The 18,452-nt window shown below is 71.4% G+C and carries 11 protein-coding genes; 4 read left to right on the top strand and 7 right to left on the bottom strand.

Going from position 1 to position 18,452, the window contains the following annotated elements; all coding sequences use genetic code 11:
• Positions 1-3,591: a transcription-repair coupling factor gene (gene mfd / locus DJ010_RS14755; RefSeq protein WP_109695048.1), complete on the bottom strand. Its 3,591-nt coding sequence runs from the start codon at positions 3,589-3,591 to the stop codon at positions 1-3.
• A gap of 148 nt (positions 3,592-3,739) precedes the next feature.
• On the opposite strand from mfd, the gene DJ010_RS14750 reads away from it, so the two are divergent.
• Together DJ010_RS14750 and DJ010_RS14745 are read left to right on the top strand one after the other, a co-directional pair.
• Positions 3,740-7,558, top strand: coding sequence for a choice-of-anchor D domain-containing protein (locus DJ010_RS14750; protein WP_109695046.1), 3,819 nt, complete (start codon positions 3,740-3,742; stop codon positions 7,556-7,558).
• Positions 7,559-7,750: 192 nt separating this feature from the next.
• Positions 7,751-10,615, top strand: coding sequence for a M36 family metallopeptidase (locus DJ010_RS14745; RefSeq protein WP_146207362.1), 2,865 nt, complete (start codon positions 7,751-7,753; stop codon positions 10,613-10,615).
• Between the two features lie 17 nt (positions 10,616-10,632).
• Here the strand turns inward: DJ010_RS14745 and DJ010_RS14740 are convergent, their stop codons facing one another.
• Together DJ010_RS14740 and DJ010_RS14735 are read right to left on the bottom strand one after the other, a co-directional pair.
• On the bottom strand, positions 10,633-11,397 hold the full coding sequence (locus tag DJ010_RS14740; RefSeq protein ID WP_109695042.1) for a siderophore-interacting protein: 765 nt from the start codon (positions 11,395-11,397) through the stop codon (positions 10,633-10,635).
• A 24-nt stretch (positions 11,398-11,421) separates the two neighbouring features.
• Positions 11,422-12,195 (bottom strand): isoprenyl transferase, encoded by a 774-nt coding sequence (locus DJ010_RS14735; RefSeq protein WP_109695040.1) that lies wholly within the window; start codon positions 12,193-12,195, stop codon positions 11,422-11,424.
• A gap of 122 nt (positions 12,196-12,317) precedes the next feature.
• On the opposite strand from DJ010_RS14735, the gene DJ010_RS14730 reads away from it, so the two are divergent.
• Positions 12,318-13,538, top strand: coding sequence for an AIM24 family protein (locus tag DJ010_RS14730; RefSeq protein WP_109695038.1), 1,221 nt, complete (start codon positions 12,318-12,320; stop codon positions 13,536-13,538).
• Between the two features lie 83 nt (positions 13,539-13,621).
• Positions 13,622-14,362, top strand: coding sequence for a PAQR family membrane homeostasis protein TrhA (gene trhA / locus DJ010_RS14725; RefSeq protein WP_109695036.1), 741 nt, complete (start codon positions 13,622-13,624; stop codon positions 14,360-14,362).
• On the opposite strand, the gene DJ010_RS14720 is transcribed toward trhA, so the two are convergent.
• The 4 genes from DJ010_RS14720 to DJ010_RS14705 form a co-directional block, all read right to left on the bottom strand.
• A complete protein-coding gene (locus DJ010_RS14720) occupies positions 14,347-14,622 on the bottom strand; it encodes a hypothetical protein (protein WP_109695034.1) in 276 nt (91 codons plus the stop codon). The genes trhA and DJ010_RS14720 overlap by 16 nt on opposite strands.
• A 31-nt stretch (positions 14,623-14,653) precedes the next feature.
• A complete protein-coding gene (locus DJ010_RS14715; RefSeq protein ID WP_109695032.1) occupies positions 14,654-15,184 on the bottom strand; it encodes a GNAT family N-acetyltransferase in 531 nt (176 codons plus the stop codon).
• A gap of 104 nt (positions 15,185-15,288) precedes the next feature.
• Positions 15,289-16,668 carry an HNH endonuclease gene (locus DJ010_RS14710; protein WP_109695031.1) on the bottom strand — a complete coding sequence of 460 codons (1,380 nt, stop codon included), beginning with the start codon at positions 16,666-16,668 and terminating at the stop codon, positions 15,289-15,291.
• Positions 16,669-17,259: 591 nt separating this feature from the next.
• Positions 17,260-18,432, bottom strand: coding sequence for a methyltransferase domain-containing protein (locus DJ010_RS14705; protein WP_211318806.1), 1,173 nt, complete (start codon positions 18,430-18,432; stop codon positions 17,260-17,262).
• Positions 18,433-18,452 lie beyond the last annotated feature (20 nt).

Raw genomic sequence — 18,452 nt, 5'->3', positions numbered from 1 at the left:
TCAACTCCCCACTTTCGCTTCAGCCGGGTCGATCACCGTGTCGATGACAACGCGGGCCCATTCAAGCAGGGCGATCCCCTCGAGCGGGCGGCCGGTCGCCCCCGGCGTGCCCGGGCGCGGCACCAGCACCGACTCGACCTGCGCCTTGACGATCGACTTCGGATACATCCGCTGCAGCCGTACGACGCGCGAGTCCGGCAGCACCACGGGAGCGAACCGCAGGTTCTTGCCCATCACGGTGATCTCCCGGAGCCCCGCCTGGCGCGCCCGCGCCCGGAACCGCGCGACCAGCATCAGCGCCACGACCGGGGTCGGCGGCTCGCCGTACCGGTCGTCGAGCTCCTCGGCGATCTCGTCGACGTCGGCGTCGGAGCGGACCTCGGCCAGCCGCTTGTACATCTCCAGCCGCAGCCGCTCGCTCGGGATGTAGTCGTGCGGCAGGTGGGCGTCGACCGGAAGCTCGATGCGGACCTCGTCGAGCTGCTCGGGGGCGTCGTCGCGGAAGTCGCGCACCGCCTCGCCGACCAGCCGGACGTAGAGGTCGAAGCCGACGTCGGCGATGTGGCCGGACTGCTCGCCGCCGAGCAGGTTGCCGGCGCCGCGAATCTCGAGGTCCTTCATCGCGATCGCCATGCCGCCGCCGAGGTCGGAGTGCTGGGCCAGCGTCGCGAGCCGCTCGTGCGCGGTCTCGGTCAGCGGCTTCTCGGTCGGGTAGAGGAAGTAGGCGTAGGCGCGCTCCCGGCTCCGGCCGACCCGTCCGCGCAGCTGGTGCAGCTGGCTGAGGCCGAGGGTGTCCGCCCGCTCGATGATCATCGTGTTGGCGTTCGACACGTCGAGTCCGGACTCCACGATCGTGGTGCAGACGAGCACGTCGAAGCGCTTCTCCCAGAAGTCGAGCATCACCTGCTCGAGCTGGTGCTCTCCCATCTGCCCGTGCGCCGTGGCGACGCGCGCCTCCGGCACCAGCTCCCGCAGCTTGGCGGCGGCCTTCTCGATCGACTGCACCCGGTTGTGGATGTAGAAGACCTGACCGTCGCGCAGCAGCTCACGTCGTACGGCGGCGACGACCTGCCGGTCCTCGTAGCCGCCCACGTAGGTGAGCACCGGGTGCCGCTCCTCCGGCGGCGTGGTGATCGTCGACATCTCCCGGATCCCGGTGATCGCCATCTCCAGCGTCCGCGGGATCGGCGTGGCACTCATGCTCAGCACGTCGACGCTGGTGCGGAGCCGCTTCATCTGCTCCTTGTGCTCCACGCCGAACCGCTGCTCCTCGTCGACGATGATGAGGCCGAGGTCCTTGAACCTCACGTCCGGGTTGAGCAGCCGGTGGGTGCCGACGACGACGTCGACGGTGCCGTCGGCGAGGCCGGCCATCACCTCGGCGGCCTCCTTGTCGGTCTGGAACCGGCTGAGGCCCTTGACCACGACGGGGAAGCCGCTCATTCGCTCGGTGAAGGTCGACAGGTGCTGGCTCACCAGCAGGGTGGTCGGCACCAGTACCGCGACCTGCTTGCCGTCCTGCACCGCCTTGAACGCCGCCCGCACCGCGATCTCGGTCTTGCCGTAGCCGACGTCGCCGCACACCAGGCGGTCCATCGGCATCGTGCGCTCCATGTCGCCCTTCACCTCGTCGACGGTCGTCAGCTGGTCGGGCGTCTCGTGGAACGGGAACGCGTCCTCGAGCTCGCGCTGCCACGGGCTGTCCGGCCCGAACGCATGGCCCTGGGTGGCCTGCCGCGCGGCGTACAGCTTGATCAGCTCGGCCGCGATCTCGCGGACCGCCTTCTTCGCCCGGTTCTTGCGCTTGGTCCAGTCGCCGCCGCCGAGCCGGTCGAGGCTGGGCTGCTCGCCGCCGACGTAGCGGGTGACCTGGTCGAGGCTGTCGGCGGGCACCATCAGCTGGTCCGGCGGGCCGCCGCGCTTGCTGGGGCCGTACTCGAGGATGAGGTACTCGCGGGTCACGCCCTTGACCTCGCGCTGCCGCATCTCCTTGAAGCGGCCGACGCCGTGCTGCTCGTGCACGACGTAGTCGCCGGGCTTCAGCTCGAGCGGGTCGATCTGCCGCTTGCGACGCACCGGCATCGACCGCATGTCGCGGGTGGACGCCTTCTGGCCGACGATGTCCTCACCGGTCAGCACCGCCAGCCGCAGCTGGTCGTCGACGAGGCCGTGGGCGAGGTTGCCGCAGGTCACGGTGACCACGTCGGCGCCGGGCGGGCTGCCGGCCGGGAGGTCCTCCACGAGGCGGGCCGGCAGGTCCCGCTCCCCCAGCGCCTCGACCATCCGCTGCGCGGGCCCGTGCCCGCTGTGCACCACCACGACCGTGTAGCCGCCAGCCCGCCACCCCGCGATGTCGGCGAACGCGCGCTCCATGTCGCCGCGGTAGAGCGGTGCCGGCTCTGCGGATAGTCCCTGACGAAAAGCACCGGGATCCCCGTCCTCGAGGTGCTTTTCGTCAGGGACTATCGCCTCGTCGAGGCCGAACGGGGAGTAGGTCCACCACGACTGGCCGCGACCGAGGGCGTGCTGGCGGACGTCGGCGAGCTCGCGGTACGACGCCGCCTGCAGGTCGATCGGGGCCTGGCCGCCACCAGCCGCAGCTGCCCAGGACGCACCGAGGAACTCCTCGCTCGTCGCCACCAGGTCGTGGGCGCGGGCCCGGGCCCGCTCGGGGTCGAGCACGAGCACCTGGGTGTTCGTGGAGAACAGGTCGACGAGCAGCTCGAGCTCGTCGACGAGCGCCGGGATCAGCGCCTCCATGCCCTCCACGGCGATGCCCTGCGCCAGCTTGTCGGTGAACTCGCGCAGCTCGGGGTGCTCGCGGCCGAGGTCGGCGGCGCGGGCGCGCACCTCGTCGGTCAGCAGCAGCTCGCGACACGGCGGCGCCCACAGGCGCTCCTGGGTGGCGATGGTGCGTTGGTCGGCGACCGCGAACGAACGGATCTCCTCGACCTCGTCGCCCCAGAACTCCACCCGCAGCGGGTGCTCCTCGGTCGGCGGGAACACGTCGACGATGCCGCCGCGGACGGCGAACTCGCCGCGCCGCTCGACCAGGTCGACGCGGGAGTACGCCGCGCCGACCAGTCCGGTGACGACCTCGTCGATCTCCGCGGACTCACCGACGGCGAGCTCGACGGGCGTCAGGTCGCCCAACCCCTTGACCTGCGGCTGCAGGATCGACCGCACCGGCGCGACCACGATCGACAACGGTCCGGTCTGGACCCCGGTGGCCGAGCCTGTCGAGACCCCCGGGTGGCAGAGCCGCCGCAGGATCGCGAGCCGCCGGCCCACGGTGTCACTGCGGGGGCTCAACCGCTCGTGCGGCAGCGTCTCCCAGCTCGGGTAGTAGCCGACGGTCGCGGGGTCGACCAGGTCGCCGAGCTCGCTGACCAGCTGCTCGGCGTCCCGCGTGGTGGCGGTGACCGCGAGCACCGGCCGTCCGGCGCGCGCCAGGCCGGCCACGAGGAAGGGACGCAGCGGCTCGGGGCCGGTGACCTCGTGAGCGGGCAACCGGCCTTCCGCCGCATCGGACAGTGCGGCCGCGAGGGCGGGGTCGGCGAGGACGGCGTCGGCAAGGCCGGCGAGGGTCACAACAGCTCACTTCCCAGGGGTCGAACAGCACGATCGCCCCCGGTGCAGGAAGCACCGGGGGTACGACGTCGAGGCTACCCGCTGCCACCGACGCCCCATTTCCTGCAATCGACCCACCGCGGCCACGACGCTGCCCTACGTTCGGGCCATGCGTGCTCCCGCTGTGCCTGCCCGCCTGCTCTCGCTCCTCCTCGCCGTGGGCGTCCTGGTCCTCGCCCCGACGCCCGCCCGAGCGGCTGCGGAGGTCGAGGTGTCGACCCCGACGCTTTCCTTCGGGCCCGCCACGCCCGGCCCGGGCCAGGAGACCAAGAGCGTCGACGTCACCAACACCGGCACCGAGGACGTGGTCGTCGGCTCGCCGCGGGTCACCGGCGCCGACCGGACCAGCTTCTGGGCGAGCGAGACGTGCGGCGGCGGCGCCGGCGGGTCGGTCGAGCTCAGCCCCGACGAGAACTGCACGATCGAGGTCACCTTCGCCGCGGCCGCGGCCGGCCCGCGGACGGCGACCCTGGTGGTGCCCACCACCGCCGGCCCTGACCTGACCGTCGCGCTCTCGGCGACGACGAGCACTGCCGGCATCGCCCTGAGCGACCCCGGCGCCTTCGGCCCCACGACGGTCGGCGAGCCGACGACCCGCGTGGTCACCGTCACCAGCACCGGCGAGCTGCCGCTCGAGGTCAGCGGCGTCACGTTCTCGGGCACCAACGCCAACCAGTTCTCGCTCGTCGGCAACGACTGCGCGGTCGCCGCCACGACCTCGGGCGGCACCTGCGACATCACCGTACGGTTCCTGCCGACGACCGCCGGCGCCAAGACGGCGACCCTGAACGTCGCGAGCAACGCCGGCTCACCTGCTTCCGTGCAGCTCGCCGGGGCGACCGGCACGCCGACGCTCACCGCGCCCGCCAGCGTCAGCATCCCCAGCACCCCCGTCGGGGCCATCGGTGCCGCCGACGTCGCGGTGTCCAGCTCCGGGGCCGGCGCGCTGGAGTGGAACGGCGCCGCGCTGAGCGGCGCGAACGCCAACCAGTTCGAGCTCCGTGACGGCTGCGCGGTCGCCGAGCTCGTGGGGCCGGAGCCGTGCACCGTCGAGGTCCTCTTCAAGCCCACCAACACCGGCAACAAGACCGCGACGCTGACCCTCAAGACGGTCGGCCAGCCCGACAAGGCGGTGGCGGTGAGCGGCACCGCGGTCGCCGCCACCAGGGTCACGTCCACCTCGCCCGCGTCGCTCTCCTTCGACCCGCAGACGATCGCCACCTCGAGCGCCCCGCAGCCGGTGACGATCACCAACACCGGCAACTCCCAGCTCATCGTCTCGATGGACACCTTCTCGGTCTCCCCCTCCGGCGAGTTCAGCGTCGCCTACGACTGCCCCTCGCCGCTCGCCCCCGGCGAGGAGTGCGCGATCGACGTGCTGTTCCGACCGACGGCCGTCGGCACCCGCAACGCGACCCTGTCCATCGTCAGCAACGGCCTCACCAAGACGGTCCCCCTGACCGGCACCGGCACCGCGGCCTCCCCCATCACCGTCAACCCGGGCGTGCGGCAGTTCGCCCCCACGGCGGTCGGCAACACCACGGGCACCGTCAACCACACCGTGACCAACAACGGGGCCGCCCCGATCTCCCTCGACCCGATCACCCTCGGCGGCCCCGCGGCCGACCAGTTCACGATCCCGTCGACCACCTGCGGGCCGACCCTCAACGCTGGCGCGTCCTGCGCGATCGGGGTCCGTTTCGCCCCGACGTCGATGGGCCTGAAGGCGGCGACCATCGTCGTACCCACCTCTGTGGCCGGCTCCCCTCACTCGGTCGCCCTCACCGGCATCGCGACGCGCGGCTACCCGAACCCGACCCCCTCGTCGGTCGACCTCGGCCCCGCCGGCGTCGGTACGACGACCGCGAGCCGGACCGTCACCGTGACCAACACCGGGAACGGGGCGATGACCGTCAACGCGGTCAGCGTGACCGGAGCCGACGCCGACGACTTCCAGATCGCCGGCAACACCTGCGACGGCGCCGCCCTCGCCAAGGACGCGACCTGCACCGTGGACGTCCGCTTCGCTCCCGACGCCCGCGGCGACGCGTCGGCGAGCCTCTCGATCACCCACAACGCCGGCGTCGCCCGGACCGTCGGGCTCTCCGGCAGCGGGCTGGGCGCCGAGGCGAGCATCGACACCGCGAGCCTGGACTTCGGCTCGGTCCGGGTCAACGCGACGTCCGCGCCGCTGGCCGCGACCGTGACCAACACCGGCGAGACCGCCCTCATCGTCGGCGCGGCCAACCTGTCCGGCGTCGACGCGGGGCAGTTCGCCGTGTCCGCCAACGACTGCTCCGGCGAGGCGCTCGCACCCGGCGCCTCCTGCGTGCTGTCCGTCCGGGTCACGCCGACCTCACGCGAGACCAAGGCGGCCACGCTGACCGTGGCGCACGACGCCGGCGCGTCCGCCATCGTGGACCTGACTGCCACCGGCACCCGGGCGACGGCAGCCGTCAGCCCGGCGTCGAAGAACTTCGGGACCCAGGCGGTCGGCACCCCGTCGTCCGCCCAGCCGCTCACCGTCACCAACACCGGTCCCGACCCGCTCGAGCTGACCGGCTTCGGGCTCGTCGGCGGCGACCCCGGCAGCTTCGACCTGACCGGCAGCACCTGCCACGGCGCGACCCTCCCCACCGGCGCGACCTGCACGCTGTCGGTCCGGTTCAACCCGGGCTCGGCCGGCGCGAAGGCGGCCCTGCTGACGCTGACGCACGACGGCACCGGCACCAGCGCCGTCGCCCTCAGCGGCACCGGCGCCGCTCCGGTCGTGAGCCCGTCGACGACCGAGCTCGCCTTCGGCGAGGTGGGGATGGGCAGCACGAGCGCCCCGAAGACGGTGACCCTGACCAACACCGGCAGCGCCGACCTGGTCGTCGGCGCGACGTCGGTGACCGGAGCCGACGCCGACTCCTTCGAGGTGTCGGCCAACACCTGCACCGGAGTCCCCGTGGCGCCGAACGCGTCCTGCGCCGTCTCGGTCCGGTTCACGGCCGGCGACGCCGGCCCGGCCACGGCGTCGCTCTCGATCGCGCACAACGCCGGCGACACCTCGCCGACCGTCATCGCCCTGACCGGCATCAGCACGACCACCGCCGACATCAAGATCCTCGGCATCGGGTCGGTCTACACCGGTCACGACCACCTGGTGACGCGGACCGTGAAGGCCAGCGGCACGCAGATGAAGTACAAGCTCGGCATCGTCAACGAGGACACCGTCGCCCACGCCTACAAGTTCCGGCTGACGTCCTCGAAGGCCGCCGCCACCGCCCAGGTCTGGGCCACCGGCTTCCCGGCCCAGGTGCTCCCGACCGACGGCGCCGGCAACTTCGTGACCGGCACCGTCGCACCCGGCAAGACCGTGCTGTTCGAGCTCCGCGTGACGCCGACGGCTCCGGGCCAAGTGACCTCGCGGGTCGCTGTGGACCTCCTCTCGTCCGAGGGCGACCTCATCGAGTCGGTGACCACGGAGACCAACACCGCCGCGCCCACCAACGGCACGAGCGGCTACGAGCTGTTCGTCAAGCAGGGCTCGCAGCCGATGACCGGCGGGCCGGTCGACGAGCAGACGGCGACCGCGCCGGCGCTCAAGGTCGGCCAGTCGACGTCGTTCAAGCTGCGGCTGAAGAACAACAGCACCACGTCGACGCAGATCGGTCTGCGCCTGACCCGGACCGACGGCTGCGCCGGCTCGTTCACGGTCACCGTCAAGGCCGGGTCGACCGTGATCACGCTGCCCGCCGCCACCGGGAGCTACCTGACCCCGACGCTCCAGTCCGGCAGGTACAAGGACATCACCGTGAGCATCAAGCGGACGGCAGCAGGCTGCCGGGCGGTGCACCTGCGGGCGCAGTCGCTCGACGACGGGACCGTCGTGCGCACCTCGAACCTGGTCACCAACACCGCGTACGACGCCACCGTCGACTGATCCTTCGAGAGTCTTCCAGGAGATTCTCCGGACCCTCGCCCCTGGGCGCTCCCTGCGCTTAGGGTGCGAGGGTCGGCGTCGCCGACGATCTCGGGCAGAGCCAGAAGAAGGTCGGGAGGACGCACGATGAACTTGTCGGCAACGCGATCCAGATGGCGCCGTACGTGGCTGGCGGCTGGTGCCGTGGTCGCGATGGCGGTCACGTCACTGGGGGTCACGGTCCCCTCGGACGGTGCGCCGTCCGACCTGGCCGGCCGGACCGCCCCGGCCCCGGCCAAGGCGACGGACCACTCCGGAGACCACGACCCGCTCGGCAGCTACGACGTCCGGATGCTCGGCGGCGACCTGCGAGCCAAGGCCGACAGGAAGCAGCTGAAGGCCAACGGCAAGGCGATCACCCGCCTGAGCCGCGCCCTCGGCCCCGACGCCGCCATCGCGATCGACCCGCTGACGGGCACCCCTGACCAGATCGCGTCGAGCAAGCCGTTGACCGGCCCCAGCGGCGCGTCGGCCGCTCGCGTCGCCCTCGGCTACGTGCGCGGCCAGCTCGCGGCGTTCGGCCTCGAGCAGGCCGACCTCGCCACGCTGGTGAAGGTCCGGCAGTACACCGATATCAACGGCATCACCCACGTCTTCTGGGAGCAGGAGGTCGCCGGCCTGCGGGTGTTCGGCAACGGCCTGCGGGCCCACGTGGACAAGGAGGGTCGACTGATCTCGGTGCAGGGCGCCCCGGTCTCCGGCCTCCGCGCCCTCGCCCGGCGGGCGCCGGCCGACAAGGTCGGTCGCACTGCCGCCATCACCAAGGCCGTCGCCGACGTCCGCTCCTCGCGTAGCGAGCTGCGGCCGGGCGCGACCGCCGAACGGGTCTGGTTCCTGACCCCTCGCGGTCTCCGCGCCGGCTGGCTGACCTACACCGAGACCGGCGCCGTGTCGGCGTACGAGCACGTCATCGACGCCGCGAGCGGAGCGACGCTCTACCGCCGGTCCACCGTGAACTTCGACGGCCGCGGCGACGCGTTCGTCCACGAGAACTACCCCGGTGCCAGCGGCAAGTACTCCGGCGGCAAGGCCCACCGCGTCAACCTGATCAAGCGCGGCTACCTGCTGCGCAAGGCGAGCTTCCCGAAGGGCAAGTACGTCACCGCCTGGCCGGACATCAACGACGACAACAAGCGGCAGAAGGCCGAGACCACGCCGATCCCGAAGACGACCAAGCAGGCGCGACGGCTGAAGATCAAGCCGTTCAAGACGGCCCCGGACGAGCTCAAGTGCACCAAGGCCTACATCTGCTCGTGGGACCCCAGTACGCCGCGCTCGTGGCGCAAGAACATGGCGCACGACGCGCTCCAGGGTCTCTACCTCACCAGCCGGTTCGCCGAGTACCTCGAGAAGAAGCCGTTCGGGTTCAACCGGGCCAGCGGCAACTTCACCCGCTCTGACGGCGACCCCGTCGACCTCAACGGCATCGACGGCGCCGGCACCGCGCAGGGGCTGCCCGACGGCGACCACGTCAACAACGCGAACTTCAACACCCCGCCCGACGGCAAGCGTCCTCGGATGCAGATGTACCTGAACTACGCGCCGTACCTCGCCGCGAGCTCGTCGGACGACTTCCCGACCCTCGCTCACGAGTTCACCCACGGGTTGTCGAACCGACTCGTCGTCAACATCAACAACCACTCGACGCTGAACAGCTACCAGGCCGGCGGGATGGGTGAGGGCTGGAGCGACTTCTACGCGCTCGAGTACCTGGTGCACCACGGGTACGTGAAGGACACCTCCGCCCCGGGCGAGCTGACCCTCGACCTCTACCTGGCGAAGAACGCCACCGTCACCCGCACCGAGGCGATCGACTGCGGCGTGGGCGAGACGGCCCCCAAGTGCGTCCAGTGGCAGACCCAGGCCGACGGCGGCTACACCTACGACGACGTGGGTGACGGCCAGATGGGCACCCAGGTGCACGACGTGGGCGAGGTCTGGTCGCAGACGCTGTGGGACATCCGCGAGGAGCTCGGCCACCGGGTGACGATGGGGATCGTGACCGAGGGCATGCGGCTCTCGGCGGACGACCCGTCACTGCTCGACATGCGCGACGCGATCATCCTCGCCGACGCGTCGATGTACGACGGCGAGCACTACAACGAGCTCTGGTCGGCGTTCGCGACCCGCGGCATGGGCTTCTACGCCGGCTCCGACGACGGCGCCGACGCCGCGCCGGCGGCGGACTTCAACGTGCCGCCGCCCCCGGGTACGGCGACCGGCGCGATCTCGGGCACGGTGACCGACACCGAGGGCAACCCGCTCGCGAACGCGGTCGTCCGGATCACCGGTCACAGCGAGTTCTCGGACACGACCGACGCCAACGGCACCTACGAGATCGCCGACGTGCCGTCCGGCACCTGGCCGAAGGTCATCGCGACGGCACCGGGCTACGAGTCCGAGTCGGATGCCGTGACCGTCGCACCCGACGCCACCGCGACGTTCGACGCCGAGCTCCGGCGCGACTGGGCCGCGTCGAGTGGTGGCGCCAGCATCGCCTCGTTCACCGGCCCGGACTACACCGACTTCGGGTGCGGTCCCGGCGCCGCGATCGACCTGTCGGCCGGCAGTGGCTGGGGCAGCTCGACGACCGCCGTCGACGGCGAGCCCGCGGACAGCCTGGACGACATCGACCCGAAGGAGATCGTGATCGATCTCCCCGAGACGATCGCCGTCACCGGCTTCGGGGTGAACCCGTCGAACACCTGCGGTGACCCGGGCAGCTCGTCGACGGGCGGCTACGAGATCTACGTGGCGGCGACGCCCGCGGGACCGTGGGGTGACCCGGTGGAGTCCGGCGTGTTCGACGCGGAGGACCGCAACCAGCTGGTCGACCTGCCGCTGAACGCGCCCATCCCGGACGTCGGCGCGATCAGGTACGTCATGCTCAGCCCGCAGGTGCCCGAGTGCGCCTTCACCGGGACCTGCGACGACGGCAGCAGCTGCCCGTTCGACTACGGCGGCTGCACCTACATGGACACCACAGAGGTGGCCGTCTACAACGACGGCACCGACTGACCAGGGACGGGAGCTCGTCAGCCCGCTTCGGCGGCGGCGAGCTCCCGTTTCCATGCGCGGAACTCCTCGTCGACGAGCCCGCGCTTCCAGTACCCCGAGATCGACGCCGCGCGGCAGTCGACGCCCTGGGCCGCCAGGTAGGGCCGGATCTCCTGCATCACGGTCTGCGCCTCGCCGTGGACGAAGACGTCGACCCGGCCCTCCCGCCACGCCAGGGCCCGTACGGCGTCGGCCAGGCTCGGCGAGTCGTCGTCGCGGTGCAGCCAGTGCACCTCGACCCCGCGCGGCGCCGGGAGCGGCAGCCGCTCGGCCTCGCGGCCGACCTGCACGACGGCGTACCCCTGCGCGTCCGGGGGCAGGGCCGCGAGCGACTGCCGGACGGCCGGCAGCGCGGCGTCGTCGCCGACGAGGAGGTACCAGTCCGCCGTCGGGTCCGGCGTGTAGCCCGACCCGGGCCCCTGGACTGAGATCTCGGCACCCGCCCGGACCTCGCGCGCCCACCGCATCGCGAACCCGCTGCCGTGCAGGGCGAAGTCGATGGCGAAGGTGCCGGCGACGACGTCGAGGTCGAGCACCGTGTAGCTGCGGACCGCGGGCCGCTCCCCGTCCGCCATCCGAGTGAGGTCCGGTGACCCGTCGGGCGTGAACAGCAGCTTCACGTAGCGATCGGTGTCGTCGTAACCCTCGAATGCGGCCAGGTCGCCGGCGAAGGAGACCCGCATCATCGCCGGACCGAGCAGCTCGGCGGCGGTGACGGTCAGCGGCGTGATCGGTTTCGGCACGCGGCCGAGGCTACTGCCCAGCTCCTAGGCCCCGAACCGGCGTTCCCGCAGCGCGTAGGCGCGGATCGCGCGGAGGAAGTCGACCCGCCGGAAGTCGGGCCAGTAGGCCTCGCAGAAGTAGAACTCCGACTTCGCGCTCTGCCAGAGCAGGAACCCGCCGAGCCGCTGCTCGCCGGAGGTCCGGATCACCAGGTCGGGGTCGGGCTGGCCCTTGGTGTAGAGGTGGTCGGCGATGTGCTCGACGTCGATGATCTGGGCCAGCTCCTCGAGCGAGGTGCCCTTGCCGGCGTGCTCGTGGAGCAGGGAGCGCACGGCGTCCGCGATCTCGCGGCGCCCGCCGTACCCGACGGCGACGTTGACGATCATCCCGTCGACGTCCACCGTGCGCTCGGCCGCGGCCTTCAGGCGGGCAGCCGTCCGGTCGGGCAGCAGGTCGAGGGCGCCCACCGGGTTGAGCCGCCAGCGGCGCTGGTCGGCGAGGCTGTCGACGGCGTCCTCGATGATCTCGAGCAGCTGCTGGAGCTCGGCCGGCGGCCGGTTGAGGTTGTCGGTCGACAGCAGCCACAGGGTGACCACCTCGATGCCGATCTCCTCGCACCAGGTGAGGAGCGGCTCGATGTTCGCGGCGCCCGCGCGGTGCCCGTGGGCGGTGTCGCGACCGACGGCCTTGGCCCACCGGCGGTTGCCGTCGAGCATGACGCCGACGTGCTTGGGCAGGTTGTCGGGCATCCTGCGCAGGACGCGGCGCTCGTAAGCGGGGTAGAGCACCCGGCGCAGACCCCGCTTCCAGTCGACCACCCGATGATCGTAACCATTCGACGCATTCCGACGAGGTTCTTCCGGCCGGGTTGCGAGGACTGACACGATGGCCCCCGAGGCCGACCAGAAACTCGCGCCCTGAACTTGGAAGGAACCGACGTATGACCGCCGCAGCCTGGCACCCGGACCCCACCGGCCGACACGAGCTCCGCTACTGGGACGGCTCCCAGTGGACCGAGCACGTCTCCGACGGCGGCGTGCAGTCGGTGTCCCCCCTCACCCCGCCCGAGGAGCCGACGGCGGAGTCCTCACAGGGCGCGCAGACCTACGAGACGTCCGGCACCTCCGGCTCCTCCGAGGTCGACCCGTCGGCCGCCTGGTCCGGCGGCGCCGCGACGGACGACGCCTCGACCGGCATGGACCGACCCGACGGCGCCATGGACCAGTCCCCCACCGAGGACGCGTTCATGATGGAGACCCGGGTCGTCGGCTCGCCGCCGGCCGAGGCCCCCTCGGCCGAGCCTGCTCCCCTGGCAGAGGAGCCCGCCCCCGCTGCTGAGCCGCCGGCTGAGGCGCCGACGCCCCTGGCGGCCGAGCCGGCCCCGATGGCCGCCGAGGCCTACCCGGCCCAGCCCTACGCCGCTGCCCCGGCCGCTGCCCCGGCCGCTGCCCCGGCCCCCGGCGGCCAGCCGGGCTACTCGCAGATGCCCGGCATCAGCGGTGACCTGGTCGACGGCCGCTTCTCGGAGAAGGAGACCAGCGTCGGTCCGTCGCTGCAGAACGGCAAGCTGCTGCGCGTCCGCATCGTCGAGCCGTTCATGGCCCGCCAGGGCTCGATGGTCGCCTTCCAGGGCCAGGTGAACTTCGCCTACCAGGGCGGCGGCGCCGGCAAGTTCCTGAAGAAGGCGCTCACCGGCGAGGGGCTCTCCCTGATGCGGGTCGAGGGACAGGGCGACGTGTTCCTCGCCAACGCCGCCGAGCACGTGCACATCCTCCACCTCAACAACAGCGGGATCTCGATCAACGGTGCCCACGTGCTGGCGTTCTCGGCGAACCTCGACTGGAACGTCGAGCGGGTGAAGGGCGGCAGCATCGCCGCGGGCGGGCTGTTCAACACCACCCTGCGCGGCACCGGCTGGGTTGCGATCACGACCGACGGCGAGCCCGTCGTACTGAATGCCGCCGAGGCGCAGACGTTCGCCGACACCGACGCGATCGTCGCCTGGTCGATCGAGCTGCAGACCTCGATCGTGAAGTCGTTCACCGCCGGCTCGCTGATCGGCCGCGGCTCGGGCGAGGCGTTCCAGGTCGCTTTCGCCGGCCAGGGCTTCGTGATCGTGCAGCCCTCCGAGGGTGCGATCGTCCCGCCGCACACGCACTGATTCGTGACCTGCGCCCGGGGTGTGTCCCGTCTCGCGACGGGTACTCACCCCGGGCGATGCCCCGTCCCGATAACCTCCCCGACATGAACCACGCCCTGCATCACGCCAACGAGCGTGTCCGTGCGGGACTGGACCAGGTCGCCGACAAGGTCGCCGACACGGTCGCCGAGGTCAAGCCGAAGCTGCGGGGCTGGCTGCACGCCGGCTCGACGCCGCTGATCCTGGCGGCCGGCATCGTGCTGATCTGCCTCTCGCCGACTGCCACCACCCGCATCGGCTCCGCGCTCTTCGCCTTCACAGCGCTGCTGCTCTTCGGGACGTCCGCCGTCTACCACCGCGGCACCTGGTCACCGAAGGTGTGGAGGTTCCTCAACCGGTTCGACCACTCCAACATCTTCTTGCTGATCGCCGGCTCCTACACGCCGTTCAGCATCATCCTGCTCGACGGGACCGCGCAGGTGCTGCTGCTGTCGGTGGTGTGGACCGCCGCCGTGCTCGGCATCGCCTTCAAGGTGTTCTGGCCGAACGCGCCGCGATGGCTGTCAGCACCGATCTACATCGCCATGGGCTGGGCCGCCATCTTCTTCATCCCCGCGTTCTACGACGGCGCCCTCGCCCTCGGCCTCGGCATCGGCATCGCCGTGTTCGTGCTCATCGCCGTCGGCGGTGCGCTCTACACGGTCGGCGGGCTGGTCTACGGGTTCCAGTGGCCCGACCCCTCGCCGCGCTGGTTCGGCTTCCACGAGGTCTTCCACACGTTCACGATCGTCGCCTTCGCGGCTCACTACGTCGGCGTCTCGCTGGCGACCTACTCGCTGCGCTGACCGGCCCCGGGCGGCCTCTCCTCGGCCCGGGCACGAAGGCCGAGGAGCACGCCGAAGCCGACGACCGCAACCAGTGACATCGCGCCTCCGAGACCGAAGACGAGCAGCCCGACCAGCATCATGTCGCGGTTGCCGTGGATGACCAGGTCGTCGCGGACCACCTCGAACCGGGGCGCGCCCAGGCCCGTGGTGAGGAAGCCGACCACCTGCAACGCCAAGCCGATCAACAGCAACCCCGCCAGCTGGTTCTTCGCACCCATGCGAGGACGATAGATGTCCGCGGGCTCGAGCTCACAGCCGCTTCATCGTGACCCGGTTCGTTCCGTGGACCGGATGCTGCTCACTGCGCACCTCGGCGAAGCCGAGCTTCGCCAGCACCCGGAGGGACTCGACGTTCCAGGCCCAGACCGTGGCCCACAGGCGTCGATGTCCGGACGACCTCGCCCAGTCGATCACCGCCCATGAGGCCTCGGTAGCGTATCCGAGTCCCCAGAACCGACGCAGCAGCTCGTACGCCAGCTCCGGCTCGCCCTCGGTCTCCGGGCCGCCCTCGACCAGCCCGCAGTAGCCGACGACGGCAGCATCCGCCTTCAGCTCAACAGCCAGCAGCCCGGTCGACGACGGCACCGCGGCAGCGCTGATCGCCTCCTCGAAGTCAGCGACCGTCGGCCGTCCGTCCGCGTCGATCCGGCGGCGAGCAGGCACTCTCGGGTCACGCTCGGTCCACAGCTCGCGCTGGATCGCTGCCTCCGACACGCGCCAAGGCCTGAGCAGGAGACGATCGGTCTCCAGCGGGAGACCTGTACTGGCACCTGCCGGCATGCGGACAACACTGCCATGCCGACTGCCCTGGTAACCCTCGCGTGCGCGGGCATGTCGATGGCCCCGCCGGTGGTGCTGTGGTGGCGGGGTTCGGGGCTCGGTGGCTAGTGATCAGGTGGTGAGGTGTCGGTGAGCGGGTGGGTGCCGGTGGGGTCGACGAGGTAGGTGCCGGAGTCGAGGGTCCAGGTGTAGGTGCCGGGGTGGAGCATCCGGTAGGTGGCTCGGTTGGCGGTCTTCATTCGGTGGTGGCCTCGACACAAGGGGGCGAGGTTGCACGGACAGGTGGTCCCGCCGTCGGCGTGGGGTTCGACGTGGTCGAGGTCGCAGCGTCCTGGTCTGATGGTCGAGCCTGTCGAGACCGTGCAGTGGGGGAAGGCGCAGTGGTGGTCGCGTTCGGTGACCTGACGCCGGAGGCGGTCGGGGGTCTCGTAGGAGTCGACCGGCTGGTGCCCGGCGAGGTCCACGACTGGCCTGACGAGGACCGCCGTGCCGGAGAGGCCGAGCCAGGTCTTGACCTGCTCCGGTGAGATCGGAGTCTTCGTGTTGCCGAACCGACCCACGGTCATCTCGTCGGGGTTGAGGTGCAGGACCAGCTCGGTCTTCCGGCCGGGCACCGTGCGGGTGATCTCCCCGCTCTCGGGGTCGACCACGTGCAGGTCGAGGGTGAGGTCCTCGCGAGCTATTTCGCCGAGGGCCTTGGAGCGGCAGACGTCGAGGTTGTCTTCGTCGCCGAGCTGACCGAGCAGCTTGGCGCGGCGAGCGATGGCGTTCTCCAGGTCGAGGGCGTCGGCAGCGTCCAGGGTGGCGGAGACGTTGGCGGTGCCGTTGAACCCGACCGCGTTCAGGCCGGTGTTCACGTGGCGGTGTTCCTGCGCCTGGCGGCGGCGTTCCTCGGCGGCGTCGGGGTCGTATCGGACGAGTGCTTCTTCGACGAGCCGGTCGACCTGGGGCCAGGTGCAGCCCTGAGCACTGATGGCGAGCTGCCGGTCGACGTACGCGGCGGCGTCCTCACACAGTGACCTGGTGAGATCGGCGATGCGTAGTGCTTTCCAGACCGGCACCTGCCCGTCGAGGGTCCGCTGCCACAGCTGGGGGAGGCGGTGGGAGAGCTCGACGACCTGGCCGACGTAGTTGCGGCCGGAGTCCAGCGATCGGCCGAGGAGGGCGTTGAGCTCCATGACCGCGAAGTCGCTGATCAGCGGGGCGCCGGGGCCGGCCAGCGGGAGGCCGGTGTCCAGACCACGCTCGGTGAGGGTGGCGGCGTCGGCCTCGTCGTCCACGACGTGCTCGAGGGCCCACTCGGCGATCGTACGGACGGTGGCGATCTCCCGCTCGGCGACGACCGCGCGGTGGTCGCGGATCTCGGCGAGCAGCTCCTGGGACCGGGTCAGCGGCACGGGTTCTGCTGCGGGCGCGACCGGCTCGACGGCCTCGACGCCCAGCGGGGCGGGGAGGTCGAAGAGCGGGGCGGTCCCGAGATCCATGAGGCTTATTCAACATGGGACCGCCGACAGTTCGAAGCGGCCGGGAGTCGCCTGTGAACAGGGGACGCGGTGCGGTCGGGTTGTGGACGACAGGTGGCTCGAACCGCTTCTGCAACGACCCACGGCCCGACGGCCGCGGGCAGCTTGCGGCGTCTCGATACGCGCCTCGCGCAGAGCGCTCGGCGCTACTCGACGACCGAAGGCGAGAGCTACTCGACGACCGAAGGCGAAGGCGTCTCGATACGCGCCTCGCGCAGAGCGCTCGGCGCTACTCGACGACCAACGCGGGCTATTCGACGACCGACGGCCGCGCGCCGACCGTGACCACCCGCCTTCCCTGTCGCGGCCGCAACCACAGCGAGTACCTCCGGCCTCCCGTCACCGGCGCAGGGCTAGGGGGAACGGTCACGCAACCAACGACGGCGTCCAGCCATGTAACTCGTCTGTAGCGCTACCACCTACGGTCGCGAGGCCGCGGGCATCGAACGGCGTCTCGATACGCGCCTCGCGCAGAGCGCTCGGCGCTACTCGACGACCGGACGGCTGGTGCTACTCGACGACCGACGTGGGCTACCCGACGACCGACGTGGGCTAATCGAACACCGGGAGTCGCTGGAGCAGGACCAGCACCTCGAGGTGGGCCGTCTGGGGGAACATGTCGAGCACCTGGGCGCGGAGCGGGGCGTAGGAGCGCATCACCTCGAGGTCGCGGGCGAGGGTCTGCGGGTTGCAGCTGGAGTACAGGATCCACCGACCGCCCGACTCCTCCAGACGTCCGGCCAGCTCGGTGCCCAGCCCGCGCCGGGGCGGGTTGACGACGACGAGGTCGGCCGGCTCGTCGAGGAGGTACGACGTCGCGTCGGCTGCGACGAACCGCACCGCGTCCGGGGAGAGCCCGGCGTCTTCCCGGCCGCGCTCGGCCGCGGCGACGGCGTCGGGGCTGATCTCGATGCCGGTGACGCGGCGACCAGGGGCGGCGAGGTGGAGGGCGAAGCCGCCGACGCCGCAGTAGAGGTCGTGCACGGTGGCCGGCGCGATCTCGGCGACCCAGTCCTGCGCGGTGCGGTAGAGCGCGGCCGCGACGGCGGTGTTGGTCTGGAAGAAGCTGCGGGGGCCGAGGTGCAGCGTCAGGTCGTTGACCCGCATCGGCAGCGAGGCCTGCTCGGTCAGCACCAGCTCGCGCGCGCCCTCGAGCAGCGCGGCGTGCACCGGCTGGATGTTGAGGGTCACGACCCGCAGCGACGGGAGCGCGTCGAGCAACCACGGCAGGTGCTTGCGGATCCGGGTGGCGGCCTCCGTCGACCGCAGCACCCACCGCACCATCAGCTGGCCGTCGGGCGACTCGGTGACGAGCACGTGCTTGAGCTCGCCGCTCCGCGTCGGCACGTCGTACGGCGCCAGCGCGGCGCGGGTCACGAACGCAGCGAGGACCGGGAGCGCGGCGACGATGCCGGCCGAGTGGAGCGCGCAGTCGCGCAGGTCCACTGCTCCCCGTTCCGGGTCCCAGAGCCCGAGGCTCGGCGCGGCAGCGGTGCCGCCGACGACCATCTTCGCCTTGGTGCGGAATCCCGCCGGAGCGCTGGCGACCGGTGGGAGCCAGCTCGGCGCCCGCCGGTCGCCGAGGGCGGCACCGATCAGGGACCGGGTGGTGTCGTCCTTGGCGGCGAGCTGCGCGTCGTACGGCCGCTCGAGCCACGTGCAGGACCGGCACTCGAACCGGTCGTAGTGCGCGCACTCCAGCACCACGCCGACCGGTCCGGACATGCCGTCATCGTAGGCGGGCT

Source organism: Nocardioides silvaticus, assembly GCF_003160695.1.
GTDB classification, from domain to species: Bacteria; Actinomycetota; Actinomycetes; order Propionibacteriales; family Nocardioidaceae; genus Nocardioides; species Nocardioides silvaticus.
Note: the sequence above shows the minus strand (reverse complement) of the source record. Positions and strands in the feature narration are given on the sequence as shown.